16 protein-coding genes are annotated in these 15,670 nt (G+C 71.3%); 10 read left to right on the plus strand and 6 right to left on the minus strand.

The window, feature by feature from the left end; genetic code table 11:
* Nucleotides 1–92: 92 nt before the first annotated feature.
* Nucleotides 93–488 (plus strand): superoxide dismutase, Ni, encoded by a 396-nt coding sequence (gene sodN / locus ACZ3HQ_RS01850; protein ID WP_030807512.1) that lies wholly within the window; start codon nt 93–95, stop codon nt 486–488.
* Nucleotides 489–651: 163 nt separating this feature from the next.
* Entirely contained in the window at nt 652–1,707 is a 1,056-nt protein-coding gene (locus ACZ3HQ_RS01855) for a YihY/virulence factor BrkB family protein (protein ID WP_467507125.1), read from the plus strand.
* A gap of 10 nt (nt 1,708–1,717) precedes the next feature.
* On the opposite strand, the gene ACZ3HQ_RS01860 is transcribed toward ACZ3HQ_RS01855, so the two are convergent.
* The 3 genes from ACZ3HQ_RS01860 to ACZ3HQ_RS01870 form a co-directional block, all read right to left on the minus strand.
* On the minus strand, nt 1,718–2,092 hold the full coding sequence (locus tag ACZ3HQ_RS01860) for a DUF952 domain-containing protein (protein ID WP_467507960.1): 375 nt from the start codon (nt 2,090–2,092) through the stop codon (nt 1,718–1,720).
* Between the two features lie 220 nt (nt 2,093–2,312).
* The gene (locus tag ACZ3HQ_RS01865; protein ID WP_467507127.1) at nt 2,313–3,434 is read right to left on the minus strand and encodes a family 2 encapsulin nanocompartment cargo protein polyprenyl transferase; all 1,122 of its coding nucleotides are present in this window, start codon (nt 3,432–3,434) and stop codon (nt 2,313–2,315) included.
* A gap of 76 nt (nt 3,435–3,510) precedes the next feature.
* Nucleotides 3,511–4,917, minus strand: a complete 1,407-nt coding sequence (locus ACZ3HQ_RS01870) for a family 2B encapsulin nanocompartment shell protein (RefSeq protein ID WP_467507129.1) — start codon at nt 4,915–4,917, stop codon at nt 3,511–3,513.
* 330 nt (nt 4,918–5,247) lie between these two features.
* Here ACZ3HQ_RS01870 and ACZ3HQ_RS01875 point away from each other — a divergent pair, with 330 nt between their 5' ends.
* Together ACZ3HQ_RS01875 and ACZ3HQ_RS01880 are read left to right on the plus strand one after the other, a co-directional pair.
* The gene (locus ACZ3HQ_RS01875) at nt 5,248–5,841 is read left to right on the plus strand and encodes an N-acetylmuramoyl-L-alanine amidase (protein WP_467507131.1); all 594 of its coding nucleotides are present in this window, start codon (nt 5,248–5,250) and stop codon (nt 5,839–5,841) included.
* A 29-nt stretch (nt 5,842–5,870) separates the two neighbouring features.
* Nucleotides 5,871–6,776, plus strand: a complete 906-nt coding sequence (locus ACZ3HQ_RS01880) for a 1-aminocyclopropane-1-carboxylate deaminase/D-cysteine desulfhydrase (RefSeq protein ID WP_467507132.1) — start codon at nt 5,871–5,873, stop codon at nt 6,774–6,776.
* Here ACZ3HQ_RS01880 and ACZ3HQ_RS01885 read toward each other — a convergent pair.
* Nucleotides 6,773–8,368 carry a Na+/H+ antiporter gene (locus ACZ3HQ_RS01885; RefSeq protein ID WP_467507962.1) on the minus strand — a complete coding sequence of 532 codons (1,596 nt, stop codon included), beginning with the start codon at nt 8,366–8,368 and terminating at the stop codon, nt 6,773–6,775. The genes ACZ3HQ_RS01880 and ACZ3HQ_RS01885 overlap by 4 nt on opposite strands.
* Nucleotides 8,369–8,428: 60 nt before the next feature.
* Between ACZ3HQ_RS01885 and ACZ3HQ_RS01890 the strand changes: the two genes are divergently transcribed.
* The 3 genes from ACZ3HQ_RS01890 to ACZ3HQ_RS01900 all read left to right on the plus strand — a co-directional run bounded on the left by ACZ3HQ_RS01890 (nt 8,429) and on the right by ACZ3HQ_RS01900 (nt 10,476).
* On the plus strand, nt 8,429–8,689 hold the full coding sequence (locus ACZ3HQ_RS01890; RefSeq protein ID WP_161187559.1) for a UBP-type zinc finger domain-containing protein: 261 nt from the start codon (nt 8,429–8,431) through the stop codon (nt 8,687–8,689).
* A 264-nt stretch (nt 8,690–8,953) separates the two neighbouring features.
* Nucleotides 8,954–9,370 carry an ATP-binding protein gene (locus ACZ3HQ_RS01895; protein WP_018544439.1) on the plus strand — a complete coding sequence of 139 codons (417 nt, stop codon included), beginning with the start codon at nt 8,954–8,956 and terminating at the stop codon, nt 9,368–9,370.
* Nucleotides 9,367–10,476, plus strand: a complete 1,110-nt coding sequence (locus ACZ3HQ_RS01900) for an RNA polymerase sigma factor SigF (protein WP_467507134.1) — start codon at nt 9,367–9,369, stop codon at nt 10,474–10,476. The genes ACZ3HQ_RS01895 and ACZ3HQ_RS01900 overlap by 4 nt, the downstream gene beginning before the upstream one ends.
* An 18-nt stretch (nt 10,477–10,494) precedes the next feature.
* Here ACZ3HQ_RS01900 and ACZ3HQ_RS01905 read toward each other — a convergent pair whose 3' ends face one another.
* Nucleotides 10,495–10,986, minus strand: coding sequence for a hypothetical protein (locus ACZ3HQ_RS01905; protein WP_467507136.1), 492 nt, complete (start codon nt 10,984–10,986; stop codon nt 10,495–10,497).
* A gap of 124 nt (nt 10,987–11,110) precedes the next feature.
* Between ACZ3HQ_RS01905 and ACZ3HQ_RS01910 the strand changes: the two genes are divergently transcribed.
* Nucleotides 11,111–12,079, plus strand: a complete 969-nt coding sequence (locus tag ACZ3HQ_RS01910) for a diacylglycerol/lipid kinase family protein (RefSeq protein WP_450246790.1) — start codon at nt 11,111–11,113, stop codon at nt 12,077–12,079.
* Nucleotides 12,080–12,397: 318 nt separating this feature from the next.
* Nucleotides 12,398–12,655 carry a WhiB family transcriptional regulator gene (locus ACZ3HQ_RS01915; RefSeq protein WP_016639615.1) on the plus strand — a complete coding sequence of 86 codons (258 nt, stop codon included), beginning with the start codon at nt 12,398–12,400 and terminating at the stop codon, nt 12,653–12,655.
* 242 nt (nt 12,656–12,897) lie between these two features.
* On the opposite strand, the gene ACZ3HQ_RS01920 is transcribed toward ACZ3HQ_RS01915, so the two are convergent.
* Nucleotides 12,898–14,373, minus strand: a complete 1,476-nt coding sequence (locus tag ACZ3HQ_RS01920; protein WP_467507138.1) for a sensor histidine kinase — start codon at nt 14,371–14,373, stop codon at nt 12,898–12,900.
* 486 nt (nt 14,374–14,859) lie between these two features.
* On the opposite strand from ACZ3HQ_RS01920, the gene nagB reads away from it, so the two are divergent.
* Nucleotides 14,860–15,645 (plus strand): glucosamine-6-phosphate deaminase, encoded by a 786-nt coding sequence (nagB, locus tag ACZ3HQ_RS01925; protein WP_467507139.1) that lies wholly within the window; start codon nt 14,860–14,862, stop codon nt 15,643–15,645.
* The last annotated feature ends 25 nt before the right edge of the window (nt 15,646–15,670 follow it).

The following is a 15,670-nucleotide window of genomic DNA, read 5'->3' on the forward strand; positions in this document are numbered from 1 at the left end:
TTTGTCCTAAGCCCTGGGGGGCACTCGGGAAAACCAGTCCCTCAGGGAGTAATGTCCCACCTGAGAAGACGATCACGAGGAAGGAACGCTCCATGCTTTCCCGCCTGTTTGCCCCCAAGGTCAAGGTCAGCGCCCACTGCGACCTGCCCTGCGGTGTGTACGACCCCGCCCAGGCCCGCATCGAGGCGGAGTCGGTCAAGGCCATCCAGGAGAAGATGGCCGCCAACGACGACCTGCACTTCCAGATCCGCGCCACGGTGATCAAGGAGCAGCGCGCCGAGCTGGCCAAGCACCACCTGGACGTGCTCTGGAGCGACTACTTCAAGCCGCCGCACTTCGAGAGCTACCCGGAGCTGCACACCCTCATCAACGAGGCCGTCAAGTCGCTCTCCGCCGCCAAGGCCAGCACGGACCCGGCGACGGGCCAGAAGGCCCTGGACTACATCGCCCAGATCGACAAGATCTTCTGGGAGACGAAGAAGGCTTGATCCCTCGGGTCATCCCTTCCGGCCTGCAACGTGCCTGATTTTGCAGTGTCCCCGACCGCACCCGGCGCTCTCGAGGAGCCGGGTGCGGTCTTTTGGTGGGCCCAGCCGCACGGGTGAACGCCGGACCGACATGGTCGGCCGCTGACGGGATACCCGGCAAGGCATGGAAAAGCCACTGAGGGGATTCGGGAAGCGCGACGGACAGGCGCCGGCCGAGGCCGATGCGCGGCGGGACGGGGACGCCGGTCCGACGGAGCGGGTGGAGCGGCGGGCGCCGGACTCTCCGACGGATCTGCCCAGGCATTCCTGGGGTGCGGTGCTGAAGGGCACCGTGAAGGAGTTCCAGAAGGACGAGCTGGTCGACCGGGCGGCGTCGCTGACCTACTACGGCGTGCTGGCGCTGTTCCCGGCGTTGCTGGCCCTGGTCTCCCTGCTGGGCATCGCCGGCCGGTCGACGACCCAGAAGGTGCTGGACAACATCCAGAAGCTCGCCCCCGGCCCCGCCCGCGACGTCCTGCACGACGCGGTGCAGCAGATGCAGGGCAAGGGCGGGATCGGCTCGGTCATGGCGCTCGTCGGTCTGGCGCTCGCGGTGTGGTCGGCCTCCGGTTACGTGGCCGCCTTCATCCGCAGCGCCAACGCCGTGTACGACGTGCCCGAGGGCCGACCGGTGTGGAAGCTGCTGCCCGTGCGGCTCGGGGTGACCGTGGTGCTCATGGTCATCGCCGTGATCAGCGCGCTGATCGTGGTCCTCACCGGCAGCGTGGCCCGGCAGGTCGGCACCACGCTGGGCATCGGTGACACGTTCCTGACGGTGTGGTCGATCGCCAAGTGGCCCGTGCTCGCCCTCCTGGTCACGATCATGATCGCGATCCTGTACTGGGCCACCCCGAACGCCAAGGTCCGCGGCTTCCGCTGGATCACTCCGGGCAGCTTCCTCGCCCTGCTCATCTGGATGGTCGCCTCGGCGGCCTTCGCGGTGTACGTCGCGAACTTCTCCTCGTACAACAAGACCTACGGCGCCATCGCGGGCGTGATCGTCTTCCTGGTGTGGCTGTGGCTCACCAACCTGGCGATCCTGCTCGGCCTGGAATTCGACGCGGAGATGAACCGCCGCCGCGCCATCGCCGGCGGTCACCCGGCCGACGAGGAGCCCTACGTCGAGCCCCGCGACACCCGCAAGTGGGACGAGGAGGACCGTAAGCGCCTCGGCTCCTGACCCGAGGGGCCTAGGACCTGGGAGCCTCCCACTGCTCCACGTCGACCACCGCCGACACCGGCACCGCTCCGTACACGTGCGGGAACTCCTCCCCCGCCGGCGGCATCGCCTCGTACCTCAGCGGGACGTCCAGCTTCGCCGGGTCGACCACCAGGACCACCAGGTCGTCCCGGCCGGGTTCGTCGCCGTACAGGAAGGCGGCCACCCGTGGGAGTTGGGCGCGGGTGGAGAAGTGGATGTAGCCGACCTCCTTCAGGGTGCGGCCTCGGGTGGAGACCTCGTACGAGCCCTGCTCGCGGGCCGCTTCCCAGAGGGCGCGTTCGGTGAGGTGGAGGATCTCGGGCTGCCGGACCTGGGGCTGCCGGACCTCTGGCTGCTGGGGCATGGGGGTCACGGTACGGGCCGAGGCGCAGGCCGGGTTGTGGCACGGGCCCGGTTTCCACACCGGCACCCACGCCCCCAGGGTCTTGCGGCGCCCGGCCACCATGTCGACGGACTCGCCGCAGGTGGGGCAGACGTGGGCTTCCCTGTCCATACGCCCAGGGTAGAACGGGTGGGCCCCGCGCACCGTGGGGATGCGCGGGGCCCACGGCGCGGAGGAAGGCTCAGCTACTGCGCCGGGTGACGAACTCCGCCAGGGACAGCAGTCCGCCCGCCGCCTCCGGGCCCGGTACCGCCCGGGCCAGTTCCTGCACCGCGCGGGCCATCCGGTCCGCCGCCTCCGCCTGGGCCCAGTCCCGGCCCCCCGCCTGCTCGACCGCGACCGTCGCCCGGGCGATCTCCGCGCCGTCCCCCTCCGTGTGCGGGCGGGCGTACAGCGTGGCCAGCTCGGCTCCCGCCGGGGTGCCGGAGGTCAGCGCGGCGACCACGGGCAGGGACTTCTTGCGGACGGCGAGGTCGGCGCCGGCCGGCTTGCCCGTGCGGCGGGGGTCGCCCCATATGCCGATCACGTCGTCGATGAGCTGGAACGCCAGCCCGGCCTGCCGGCCGAAGGTGTCCAGCGCCGCCACCACCTCGTCCTCCGCGCCCGCGTACAGCGCGCCCAGGGCGCAGGCGCAGCCCAGCAGGGCGCCGGTCTTCGCCTCGGCCATGGCGAGCACCTCGTCGAGGGCGACCTGGTCGGGGGCGCGCTGTTCCAGGGCCGTGTCGGTCTGCTGTCCGGCGCACAGTTCGATCACGCACTCCGCGAGCCGGGCCGCCGCCCGGCCGGAGGCCGGGTGCGGATCACCGGCGAGCAGTCGCAGCGCCAGGGCCTGGAGGGCGTCCCCGGCGAGGATGGCGTCGGGGTCGCCGAACACGGTCCACGCCGTGGGCCGGTGTCTGCGGGTGGTGTCGCGGTCCATCACGTCGTCGTGCAACAGCGTGAAGTTGTGGACCAGTTCGACCGCCGCGGCGGCCCGTACGGCCGCCGCCCGCGCCTGGGCGCCGCCCAGCGCGGAGGCCGCCGCGAGGACGAGGGCCGGGCGGATCGCCTTGCCCGCGTTGCCCGCCGCCGGGGTGCCGTCCGCGTGGCTCCAGCCGAAGTGGTAGAGCGCGATCCGGCGCAACTGTTGCGGCAACGAGTCGACGGCGGCGCGCAGTTCGGGGTCCACGACGCCCCGTGTGCGCTCCAGCAGGACGACCGCCTCGTGCTCCGGTGTGTCCTCCGCCGCCTGGCGCGGCCTGGGCACGCCGTCCGACGAGACCGGTACCGGGCACTCCCCGGTCTCCACGGTGGATTCGCTCATGGTTCCCCCTCGCCGGCGAGCACGGTGGGTCCCCCGCCCCGGCGTCGGCCGCCGGGGCGGGGGGCAGGTGATCGCGTCACCGCCACCGGCCGATCTCCACGTTCTCCAGCACACCCAGCGCGTCCGGCACCAGGACGGCGGCCGAGTAGTAGGCGGTCACCAGGTAGTTGATGACGGCCTGCTCGTTGATGCCCATGAAGCGCACCGACAGGCTGGGCTCGATCTCGTCCGGGAGGCCGGACTGGCGCAGGCCGATCACGCCCTGCTCGGCCTCGCCGGTACGCAGCGCGATGATCGAGGTGGTGCGGGCGTCGCTGACCGGGATCTTGTTGCACGGGTAGATCGGCACCCCGCGCCAGGTGGGGATGCGGTTGCCGCCCACGTCGATGGTCTCCGGGACCAGTCCGCGCTTGTTCAGCTCGCGCCCGATCGCCGCGATGGCGCGCGGGTGGGCGAGCAGGAACTTGGTGCCCCGGCGGCGGCTGAGCAGCTCGTCCAGGTCGTCCGGGCCGGGGACGCCGTCGTGCGGCTGGAGCCGCTGGTCGTACTCGCAGTTGTGCAGGAGGCCGAACTCGCGGTTGTTGACCAGCTCGTGCTCCTGGCGCTCCTTTAGCGCCTCGACCGTGAGCCGCAACTGCTGCTCGGTCTGGTTCATCGGCTGGTTGTAGAGGTCGGCCACGCGGGAGTGGATGCGCAGCACGGTCTGGGCGATGCTGAGTTCGTACTCGCGCGGACGCGCCTCGTAGTCGACGAAGGTGTGCGGGATGTCGGGCTCGCCGGAGTGGCCGGCCGCCAGCTCGACCTCCTTCTCGCCGTACTTGTTGGTCCGCTGGTCCGGGAGCGCGCGCAGCCGGCCGAGGTGTTCGCCGAGGGAGTCGGAGCGCTCGGCGACCTGCTCGAAGTCCGAGCGGCTGAGCACCAGCACCGTGCACGCGGTGGCGGCGCGGGCGGTGTACTCCCAGATGGCGTCGGGGTCGAGCAGTGCCTGTTCGCCGAAGTAGGCTCCGTCGGCCAGGACTTCGAGCACCGCGTCGTCTCCGTACGGGCCGGTGCCGATCTTCTCCACGCGGCCGTGGGCGAGCAGGTACACCTTCTCGGTGCGGCTGCCGAAGGAGCTGATCACGTCGCCCGCGGCGATGTCGCGCTGCCGGCAGCGCCGGGCCAGCTCGGTGAGCACCTCTTCGTCCTCGTACGAGCGCAGCGCGGGCAGTTCGCCCAGCTCGGCCGGGATGACCTCGACCTGGTCCCCCGTCTTCACGAAGGTGATGCGGCCGTCCCCCACCGCATACGTCAGCCGCCGGTTCACCCGGTACGCGCCGCCCTGGACGTCCACCCAGGGCAGGTTGCGCAGCAGCCAGCGGGAGCTGATCTCCTGCATCTGGGGTGCGGACTTGGTGGTGGTGGCCAGGTTCCGCGCGGCCGCCGTCCCGAGGGACTGCTGCGGCTTGCCCTGTTCCGTGCGGACCTCTTCGCCTACCGACATAAGGAATTGCCCTCCCATGTATGCCCGTGCCGGCTCGCGCCGGGCACCGGTCTCACGGCTGAGCCTCTCAGCACGCAGCGTGCTCGCACCATTACACGAAAGAAGGGGAATGGATCATCTGACTACTGGGCAGACTGGGCGACCCCGTCCACTTCGGTCGCACCCGCAGGGCACGTTCCCGGCCGGGAAATGGCCGGATCGGCTCGCACACCGAGCGAACGATGTGGTTCCCACCCCCGTACGTCGGTACAAGCACCGTGACGGGTGGGCCGGGACGTCCGGTCCGTCCCGAACTTCCCGAACTTCCCGAACGGTACGAAGGAGGCGGCCATGTCCCCACCCATGTCCGCGAGCGGTTTTCTGAGCGCGCTGAAGGCCGAGGGCGTCAAGGTCGTGGAGGTCGGCGGCTGGCGGACCCACAACCGCAACCACAAGGGCCCCTGGGGCCCGATGCACGGCGTCATGATCCACCACACGGTGACCAGCGGCAGCGCCCACACCGTGGAGCTGTGCCGCGAGGGCTACGACGAGCTTCCCGGCCCGCTCTGCCACGGTGTGATCACCAAGGACGGCAAGGTCCACCTGGTCGGCTACGGCCGTGCCAACCACGCCGGTCTCGGTGACGACGAGGTGCTGCGCGCGGTCATCGCCGAGAAGGGCCTGCCGACCGACAACGAGGCCAACACCGACGGCAACCGGTACTTCTACGGCTTCGAGTGCGAGAACCTCGGCGACGGCAAGGACCCCTGGCCCGACGCCCAGATGGAGGCGATCGTGCGGGCCGCCGCCGCGATCTGCCGCCACCACGGCTGGACGGAACGCTCGGTCATCGGCCACCTCGAATGGCAGCCCGGCAAGGTGGACCCGCGCGGCTTCACCATGGCCTCGCTCCGCTCCCGGATCAAGGCCCGGTTGAAGGGCTGAGGCCCCGCCGAAGGGGCGACAATGGGCGGATGACCAGCGCCGACCCCCTCGCCCCGGCACTCCCCTCCCCCCTCTCGGAGGTGCGGGACAACCGTTTCTCCCGGCACGGCGTGCGGCTGCTGCTCAAGCGGGACGATCTGATCCACCCGGAGCTGATCGGCAACAAGTGGCGCAAGCTCGTGCCCAACATCGAGGCGGCCCGGGGCCGGGCGCTGGTCACCTTCGGTGGCGCGTACTCCAACCATCTGCGCGCCACCGCGGCGGCCGGCCGGCTGCTCGGGCTGCCCACCGTCGGCGTGGTGCGCGGCGACGAGCTGGCCGGCCGCCCGCTGAACCCGTCCCTGGCCCGGTGCGCGGCCGACGGCATGCGGCTGCACTTCACCGACCGGGCGGCCTACCGGCGCAAGGCCGAGCCGGAGACCCTGGCGGCGCTTCTGCGCGCGGCCCGCGCGGAGGGCGCGTACGTCGTCCCGGAGGGCGGCAGCAACGCCGAGGCGGTACGCGGCTGCGTGGCGCTGGGCGCGGAGCTGGCGGGCCGCGCGGAGGTCGTCGCGGTGGCCTGCGGCACCGGTGGCACGCTCGCCGGACTGGCCGCCGGTCTCGCCCCCGGACAGCGCGCGCTCGGCGTGCCCGTGCTCAAGGGCGGCTTCCTGGCGGCCGAGGTGACCGCGCTCCAGGAGCGGGCCTTCGGCGCCCGCACCGGCGACTGGTCGCTGGAGGAGCGCTTCCACTTCGGCGGCTACGCCCGCACCACCCCGGAACTGGACGCCTTCGCGGCGGACTTCGAGGACCGGCACGGGGTGCCCGTGGAGCGGCTGTATGTCGCCAAGTTGCTGTACGCGCTCACCGCGCTGGCCGAGGAGGGCGTCTTCCCGCGCGGGACCGCCGTGGCCGCGGTGATCACCGGGCGACCCTTCCCGGACAGTACGTTTTAGGCCACTTCCCGGTCCGCGGCCGCCTCCTCCAGGTCGAGCCGGCGCAGCAGGGCACGGAGCATCTCGTCGTCGATGTAGCGGCGGTCGCGCAGGCGTACGAAGACGTCGCGCTCGGCGCTGATCATCTCGCGGGACAGCCGGCGGTAGGTGTCGTCCACGGACTCGCCGGTGACGGGGTTCGTCTGGCCCAGGCGTTCCCAGACCGCGTTGCGGCGGCGGTCCAGTGCCGCGCGCAGCCGTTCGGCGAGCGGTTCGGGAAGGGTGTTGCGCTCGTCGTCGAGGAGTTCTTCGAGCCGGTTCTCGGCCGCGCGGGACGCCTGGGCCTGGGCGTTGGCCTCGGCGAGGGTGTCCGCGCGCGGGTCGCGGGGCGGGAAGCGCAGGGCCCGGATCAGCGGGGGCAGGCTCAGGCCCTGGATGACCAGGGTGCCGATGACCGTGGTGAAGGTCAGGAAGAGGATCAGGTTGCGCTGCGGGAAGGGGTGCCCGCCGTGCACCGTGACCGGGATGGAGAAGGCGATGGCGAGCGAGACCACGCCCCGCATCCCGGCCCAGCCGGTGACCAGTACACCCCGCCAGGTGGGGTTCTCCTCGCGTTCCCGGATGCGGGCGGACAGCACGCGGGGCAGGAAGGCGGCCGGGTAGACCCAGGCGAGCCGGGCCAGGACGACGACCAGGAAGAGAACCGCGGCGTAAATGACCGCCCGCATGCCCTCGTTGGGGCCCAGCCCCTCGACGACGACCCGCAACTGGAGTCCGATCAGGGCGAAGACGGCGGACTCCAGGATGAAGGCGACCATCTTCCACACCGCCTCCTCCTGGAGCCGGGTGGCGAAGTCGACCTCCCACGCACGGTGCCCGAGGTAGAGCGCGACGACCACGACCGCGAGCACCCCGGAGGCGTGGAACTGCTCGGCGACGCTGTAGGCGACGAACGGGATCAGCAGCGACAGGGTGTTCTGGAGCAGCGGCTCGCGCAGATGCGTGCGCAGCCAGTGCAGCGGCGCCATCAGGACCAGCCCGACGCCGACACCGCCGACCGCGGCGATCACGAACTCGACCAGCCCGCCCGCCCAGGTGGCGCCCTCCCCGATGGCGGCGGCGAGCGCGACCTTGTACGCGGTGATGGCGGTGGCGTCGTTCAGCAGGGACTCGCCCTGGAGGATCGTGGTGATCCTCGACGGCAGACCGAGCCGGCGGGCGACCGCCGTGGCCGCGACCGCGTCGGGCGGCGCCACCACCGCGCCCAGCACCAGCGCGGCGGTCAGCGGCAGGCCGGGCACGATCAGATGCGCGACCCAGCCCACGACGACCGTGGCGAACAGGACGTAGCCCACCGACAGCAGCGCCACCGGCCGCGCCTGGGCGCGCAGGTCCAGGTAGGAGCTGTCGCTCGCCGAGGTGTACAGCAGCGGGGGCAGCAGCAGCGGGAGCACGACCTCGGGGTCGAGGGTGTAGTCCGGCACCCCCGGCAGATAGGAGGCGGCGAGGCCGACAGCGACCAGGAGCAGCGGCGCGGGCACCGGCCCGCGCCGGGCGACCCCCGCGACGGCCGCGCTCCCGGCGATCAGCAGCAGGAGCGGCATCACGTCCATGTCCTCGCCCATCCTCGTTCTCCGCGCGGGTCCCCGCGCTCCCGACGTAATCTGGCAATCATGAAACAGTGCACGCACGTCTCCGCGCTGCCGCTCCCGGAACCCGGTCCACTGAGCGAGACGTGCCTGGAGTGTCTCGCGGAGGGGACCGACCCGGTGCAGTTGCGGCTCTGCCTCACCTGCGGCCATGTCGCCTGCTGCGACTCCTCGCCGAACCGGCACGCGACGAAGCACCACGCGGACTCGGGTCACCCGGTCATGCGGACGTTCGAACCCGGAGACGACTGGCGGTGGTGTTTCGTGGACCACGTACTCGTGTGAGAGTGGACGCCACGGCGGTGTTCCGGGTGGTTCGAGCGCCCGATGCCTGGGTACGTCAACCCGGCGCGCGCTCTTCCCATTTGAATCCGCCCCACCCCCTAGACACGGAGCGTATACGGAGCTTTACTGTGAGTAACGCCAGGGGGCCGGGGGCGCGGGGACAGGAACGTTCCGAGCGCGATAGCGTCACCGCGGAACCACGTACGCGTTACCCCGGGGGGCGACCCTCGGCCCCGTGAAGCTTGTACCACCATGGAGGTGAGGGTGTCCCAGATCGCAGGCGAGCCCACGGCGAACCAGGACTTCGTGGAAGTCCGGCTTCCGGCCGCGGGTGCCTACCTGTCGGTGCTGCGGACGGCCACGGCCGGTCTGGCGGCCCGCTTGGACTTCACCCTGGACGAGATCGAGGACCTGCGCATCGCGGTCGACGAGGCGTGCGCGATCCTGCTCCAGCAGGCCGTGCCGGGCTCCGTACTGAGCTGCGTCTTCCGCCTGGTCGACGACTCGCTGGAGGTCACGGTGTCGGCTCCGACCACCGACGGCCACGCCCCGTCGCGCGACACGTTCGCCTGGACCGTGCTGTCGGCCCTGGCGGGCAAGGTGTCGTCCGCCGTCGACGAGGACCGGACCGTGTCGATCAGTCTCTACAAACAGCGCGGCGCGGGCCCCGGCCCGGCGTGAGGAACGGGGACGGTCCGGTGCGGGACGAAGAGCGCGGCGCGCGAGAACTGCCGGCCAAGAAGGCCGAGAGCCTGCGGGCGGTCCCCCAGGACGGCCCCCGGCACATGGCCGACGGCGTCGACGGCATCCCCGAGCAGGCCCGGCCCCACCCGGAGGACGACTCCGCGCAGGCCGGCGGCGAGGGTGCCGTGCGGAGCGCGCCTCCGGGGGAGCGCGGCGGGGAGCAGCCCGCCGACCGCGCGGGGGCGACGGCTCGGGGAAGGGCTACGGGCGGGACGATGAGCGAGCACGAGCGATACGCCGAGGACACCGCGCCGGGCGCGGAGACCGTCCGGGCGGCACGGCACGACCCGCACGACCGCAGCGGGGCGCGGGCGCTCTTCGTGGAGCTGCGCGGCCTGAAGGACGGCAGCCCGGAGTACGCGGAGCTGCGCAACCGGCTGGTCCGCATGCATCTGCCGCTCGTCGAGCATCTGGCGCGCCGCTTCCGCAACCGGGGCGAGCCGCTGGACGACCTCACCCAGGTAGCCACGATCGGGCTGATCAAGTCCGTCGACCGGTTCGACCCGGAGCGGGGCGTGGAGTTCTCCACGTATGCCACTCCCACGGTCGTCGGCGAGATCAAGCGGCACTTCCGGGACAAGGGCTGGGCGGTGCGGGTGCCGCGCCGGCTCCAGGAGCTGCGGCTCTCGCTGACCACGGCGACGGCCGAGCTGTCGCAGTTGCACGGCCGCTCCCCCACGGTGCACGAGCTGGCCCAGAAGCTGGCGATCTCCGAGGAGGAGGTGCTGGAGGGGCTGGAGTCGGCGAACGCGTACTCCACGCTGTCGCTGGACGTCCCCGACACCGACGACGAGTCCCCGGCGGTCGCCGACACCCTCGGTGCGGAGGACGAGGCGCTGGAGGGGGTGGAGTACCGGGAGTCGCTCAAGCCGCTGCTGGAGGACCTCCCGCCGCGCGAGAAGCGCATCCTGCTGCTGCGGTTCTTCGGCAACATGACCCAGTCGCAGATCGCGCAGGAGGTCGGCATCTCGCAGATGCACGTCTCCCGGCTGCTGGCCCGCACCCTGGCCCAGTTGCGGGAGAAGCTCCTGGTGGAGGAGTAGCGGCGCCCGAGCGGGGCGTTATCCGGCGCGGCCCGGCCCGGTGATCCCGAGGGCGCGGGTCGTGGCCGGGTTGACCAGCAGGACCAGCGCGGTCACCGAGACGGCCGCCAGGGCGATGCCCGCCCCGATGGCGATGCTGTCGGCCTGGAGCAGGTTGTAGGCGACCGGCAGCGCGAGGATCTGGGTGATGACGGCGGGGCCCCGGCTCCACCGGCGCACCTGCCACAGCCCGCGCGCGGCGAGCAGCGGCAGCAGCGCGAGCACCAGCAGGGTGATCCCCCCGGTGACGGCCTGCTGACGGTCGTCGGGGCTGCCGGCGAGACCGAGCGCGAGAATCCACCCGCCCGCCACGACGAGGGCGATCCCCTCCAGCGCGGCCAGCGCGGCGGCGTACGTCAGGCGACGCGGGCGCTCTCCGGCGGCCGGGACGGTGCCGTCGGTCTCCGGCACGGAGGTCTGCGGCACGGAGGTCTGCGCGGCGCTCTGCGCGGGGGTCTGCTCACTGCTCACCCGAGAAGGGTAGCCCCGTGTGCGACGGGCCCCGGAGGGTGCGTGGTGAGGCTCACGCCCTCTTCGTCCATGGATCTCCGGCTCTCCCTGGGCCGGATACCCCCCAGTAGGTACGCTGCCATGCATGCGTGCACTTCTCGTGGTCAATCCGGCGGCAACCACCACAAGCGCCCGCAGACGCGACGTACTGATCCACGCCCTCGCCAGCGAGATGAAGCTGGAGGTCGTCAATACCGAGTACCGCGGTCACGCGCGCGATCTGGGGCGGTCGGCTGCGGAGAGTGACGACATCGACATGGTGGTGGCCCTCGGCGGCGACGGCACCGTGAACGAGGTGGTCAACGGCCTCCTGCACGCCGGCCCGGACCCCGAGCGGCTGCCCGGTCTCGCCGTGGTCCCCGGCGGCTCGACCAATGTCTTCGCCCGCGCCCTCGGCCTGCCCAACGATCCCGTCGAGGCGACCGGCGCCCTGCTGGACGCGCTGCGCGAGCGCCGGGAACGCGTGGTGGGCCTCGGCCTCACCTCGGGTACGCCGGGAACGGCGGACGAGGCGGTGCCGGAACGCTGGTTCACTTTCAATGCCGGACTCGGCTTCGACGCCGGAGTTGTGGGCAGGGTCGAAAGGGAACGGGAGCGCGGCAAGAAGTCGACGCACGCGCTCTATGTCCGCCAAGTAGCAAGGCAGTTCATGGGTGAACCGAATCGCAGACACGGCACCATCACCCTGGAGCGACCTGGTGCGGAACCGGTGCCGGATCTCGCCGTCGCCATAGTCTCGAACACGTCGCCGTGGACGTATCTCGGTAATCGCCCGATGTACACGTCACCTAAGGCGTCGTTCGATAAGGGCATCGACGTACTCGGGCTGAAGCGGCTCTCCACGGCCGCGGTTGCCCGGTATGCGACCCAGTTGCTCACTTCGTCCCCCGAGCGCGGACCCCACGGAAGACACGCGGTCTCGCTGCATGATCTGGACCGCTTCACCTTGCATTCGAAGGTCCCTCTACCCCTTCAGATGGACGGTGACCACCTGGGGCTGCGGACGAGCGTGACGTTCACAGGCGTTCGCCGTGCACTGCGTGTGATTGTGTGAGCGGAACGGCCTAAAGTCCTTTCACTCGAACGTTTAGGCCACCGTCCACCCCATGGAAGTACGGCTGTGACCTAGTCGACACCGAGGAATCAAAAAAAATCTTCCGGAAGGGGTTGTATCCGTCGCCGAGGTTTGCGAGTCTCTACATGGCGATCGGGACGGCCCGCAAGACCGGCTTCCAGTGGTCGCCAGAACCCCTCTCAAACACAGGTCCACACCGGGGAGATCCGGTGATCGGCCCTTCACTTGTTGAGGGACTCGTGAAAGCGTTCACATTCACAAGCAATCTGCATGTAATACCAAGGAGAGGTAGCAGCCATGGACTGGCGTCACAACGCCGTTTGCCGCGAGGAAGACCCCGAGCTGTTCTTCCCCATCGGCAACACCGGTCCCGCGCTGCTGCAGATCGAGGAAGCCAAGGCCGTCTGCCGCCGCTGCCCCGTCATGGAGCAGTGTCTGCAGTGGGCGCTCGAGTCCGGTCAGGACTCCGGCGTCTGGGGTGGTCTGAGCGAGGACGAGCGTCGCGCGATGAAGCGCCGCGCCGCCCGCAACCGTGCTCGCCAGGCTTCCGCCTGACGAGTCACCCCTGCTGACAGCCTGAGCTTGGCGGCGCGTGGGCCCGACGGGAACTCCCGTACCGGGCACCACGCTTCTCCCGCCCCGAGCCGCAGCGCGCAGTACCCCCGATGCTTTCCCCAGGTACCGGCCCCGCCGGACCCGGGGGGCTCCGCCCCGGCGGAGCAGCTCAGCAACGAGCACCAGCCTCGGACCACCACTGGTCCGGGGCTTTTCGCTTGCCCGCGCGGGCGGGCGGGGCCCTACTTCTGCGGCTGCACCGGAAGGTCGAGGATGACCCGCGTACCGCGCTCCGGTGCCGGGACCATGTCGAAGGTGCCGCCCAACTCGCCCTCCACCAGTGTCCGCACGATCTGGAGGCCGAGGTTGCCCGCGGTGTGCGGGTCGAAGCCCTCGGGCAGACCGACCCCGTCGTCCTGGACGGTGACCAGCAGCCGGGCCTCCTTGGTGGTGCCGCCGCGCACCGCCGAGACCTCGACCGTGCCGGTGTCGCCCTCACGGAAGCCGTGCTCCAGGGCGTTCTGCAGCACCTCGGTCAGCACCATCGACAGCGGGGTGGCGACCTCGGCGTCCAGCCAGCCGAAGCGACCGCTGCGCCGGCCGGTCACCTTGCCCGGCGAGATCTCGGCGACCATCGCCAGCACCCGGTCGGCGATGTCGTCGAACTCCACGCGCTCGTCCAGGTTCTGAGACAGCGTCTCGTGCACGATGGCGATGGAGCCGACCCGGCGCACGGCCTCCTCCAGCGCCTCCCGGCCGCGCTCGGAGTCGATGCGGCGGGCCTGGAGCCGCAGCAGGGCGGCGACCGTCTGGAGGTTGTTCTTCACCCGGTGGTGGATCTCCCGGATGGTGGCGTCCTTGGTGATCAACTCACGCTCGCGGCGCCGGAGTTCGGTGACGTCCCGGCAGAGCACCAGGGAACCGATGCGCGTGCCCTTGGGCTTGAGCGGGATGGAACGGAACTGGATGACCCCGTCGTTCGCCTCGATCTCGAACTCGCGGGGCGCGTAGCCGCTGGCCGCCTTGGCGAGCGCCTCGTCCACCGGGCCCCGCGTGGGCGCGAGTTCGGCGGTGGTGCGGCCGAGGTGGTGGCCGACCAGGTCGGCGGCGAGGCCGAGCCGGTGGTAGGCGGAGAGCGCGTTCGGGGAGGCGTACTGGACGATGCCGTCGGCGTCCACCCGGATCAGGCCGTCGCCGGCGCGCGGGGAGGCGTCCATGTCGACCTGCTGGTCGGGGAACGGGAAGGAGCCGGCCGCGATCATCTGCGCGAGGTCCGAGGCGCTCTGGAGGTAGGTCAGTTCCAGCCGGCTCGGGGTGCGCACGGTCAGCAGGTTGGTGTTGCGGGCGATCACCCCGAGGACGCGGCCCTCGCGCCGGACCGGGATGGACTCGACCCGTACGGGGACCTCTTCGCGCCATTCCGGGTCGCCCTCGCGCACGATCCGGCCCTCGTCCAGGGCCGCGTCCAGCATGGGGCGGCGGCCGCGCGGGACCAGGTGGCCGACCATGTCGTCCTGGTAGGAGGTCGGGCCGGTGTTCGGGCGCATCTGGGCGACCGAGACGTACCGGGTGCCGTCGCTGGTGGGGACCCACAGGACGAGGTCGGCGAAGGAGAGGTCGGAGAGCAGTTGCCACTCCGAGACCAGCAGATGGAGCCACTCGAGGTCGGTGTCCCCGAGGGCGGTGTGCTGGCGGACGAGTTCGTTCATGGAGGGCACGCTGCGAGCGTACCGGGGGTGCCTCACTGGCCGAAAAGACACCCGCGGGCCGCGGCGCCTGAGAGGGACCCTCAGCCCTCCCCGCGCCGCAGCCCGGAGCATCATCGGCCGTGGGGTGTGCGGTCCCGGTCGGCCGAAGGCCGAGGAGCCGGAGCAGTCAGGGCAGAGAGCGCCGGTTCCTCGATCCGTCTTCCTGTGCGGGGAAGACGGAGGTTTGTCAGCTTGTCGTCCTGCGTGGAGCCTCTCCCGCATTCTGGACTAGACCACGCGGGCGTGTCCATGGCCCGAGGGGCCCGAACCCGTGGGCGGCGGGGCCGCACCGTACCGGCAGCCTAGCCCGGCCGGGGGGCGCGTGGGGGGTCGTCGGCCTGGCGATTTCCGCCACGTACGGCGGGAGCCGCTCTGCTAGATTGGTCTAAACCACATAGCCAACGCTCCCCCGGTCCACAGCGACCGTCGGCCCTCTTCCAGATCGGCAGGCCCAGCGTGGAAGTTGTCATCGTCCCGGACGCCGCGGCGGGCGGCGAGCTGATAGCCGAGTCCATGGCCCGGTTGCTTCGCCGCAAGCCCGACGCCCTGCTCGGGGTGGCCACCGGTTCCACCCCGCTGCCCGTCTACCAGGCCCTCGCGGCCAAGGTCCGCGCGGGCGCGGTGGACACCCGCGGCGCCAGGATCGCCCAGCTCGACGAGTACGTGGGGCTGCCCGCCGACCACCCCGAGTCCTACCGCTCGGTGCTGCGCCGCGAGGTGCTGGAGCCGCTCGGCATCCCCATGGACGCCTTCACCGGCCCGGACGGCACCGCCGACGACATCCAGGCGGCCTGCGAGGAGTACGACCGGGCGCTCGCGGCGGCCGGGGGCGTGGACCTCCAGCTCCTCGGCATCGGCACGGACGGGCACATCGGGTTCAACGAGCCGTGCTCCTCGCTCGCCTCGCGCACCCGGATCAAGACGCTGACCGAGCAGACCCGGATCGACAACGCCCGTTTCTTCGACGGGGACATCGACCAGGTACCGCACCACGTCATCACTCAGGGCATCGGCACCATCCTGGAGGCCCGGCACCTGGTGCTGCTGGCCACCGGCGAGGGCAAGGCGGACGCGGTCGCGGCCACCGTCGAGGGCCCGGTCGCGGCCGTCTGTCCGGCCTCCGCCCTCCAGCTCCACCCGCACGCCACGGTGGTCGCCGACGAGGCCGCCGCCTCCAAGCTGAAGCTGGCGGACTACTTCCGCCACACCTACGCCCACAAGCCGGAGTGGCAGGGCCTGTAGAAACGCCCCGGTCCCCGTGGGCGCA

Source organism: Streptomyces sp. NPDC018263 (assembly GCF_055562575.1).

Bases quoted from the DNA above. Each gene is read 5' to 3' on its own strand.
- sodN (WP_030807512.1), top strand. From the start codon at position 93: ATGCTTTCCCGCCTGTTTGCCCCCAAGGTCAAGGTCAGCGCCCACTGC.
- ACZ3HQ_RS01855 (WP_467507125.1), top strand. From the start codon at position 652: ATGGAAAAGCCACTGAGGGGATTCGGGAAGCGCGACGGACAGGCGCCG.
- ACZ3HQ_RS01860 (WP_467507960.1), bottom strand. From the start codon at position 2,092: ATGCCCCAGCAGCCAGAGGTCCGGCAGCCCCAGGTCCGGCAGCCCGAG.
- ACZ3HQ_RS01865 (WP_467507127.1), bottom strand. From the start codon at position 3,434: ATGAGCGAATCCACCGTGGAGACCGGGGAGTGCCCGGTACCGGTCTCG.
- ACZ3HQ_RS01870 (WP_467507129.1), bottom strand. From the start codon at position 4,917: ATGTCGGTAGGCGAAGAGGTCCGCACGGAACAGGGCAAGCCGCAGCAG.
- ACZ3HQ_RS01875 (WP_467507131.1), top strand. From the start codon at position 5,248: ATGTCCCCACCCATGTCCGCGAGCGGTTTTCTGAGCGCGCTGAAGGCC.
- ACZ3HQ_RS01880 (WP_467507132.1), top strand. From the start codon at position 5,871: ATGACCAGCGCCGACCCCCTCGCCCCGGCACTCCCCTCCCCCCTCTCG.
- ACZ3HQ_RS01885 (WP_467507962.1), bottom strand. From the start codon at position 8,368: ATGGACGTGATGCCGCTCCTGCTGCTGATCGCCGGGAGCGCGGCCGTC.
- ACZ3HQ_RS01890 (WP_161187559.1), top strand. From the start codon at position 8,429: ATGAAACAGTGCACGCACGTCTCCGCGCTGCCGCTCCCGGAACCCGGT.
- ACZ3HQ_RS01910 (WP_450246790.1), top strand. From the start codon at position 11,111: ATGCGTGCACTTCTCGTGGTCAATCCGGCGGCAACCACCACAAGCGCC.
- ACZ3HQ_RS01915 (WP_016639615.1), top strand. From the start codon at position 12,398: ATGGACTGGCGTCACAACGCCGTTTGCCGCGAGGAAGACCCCGAGCTG.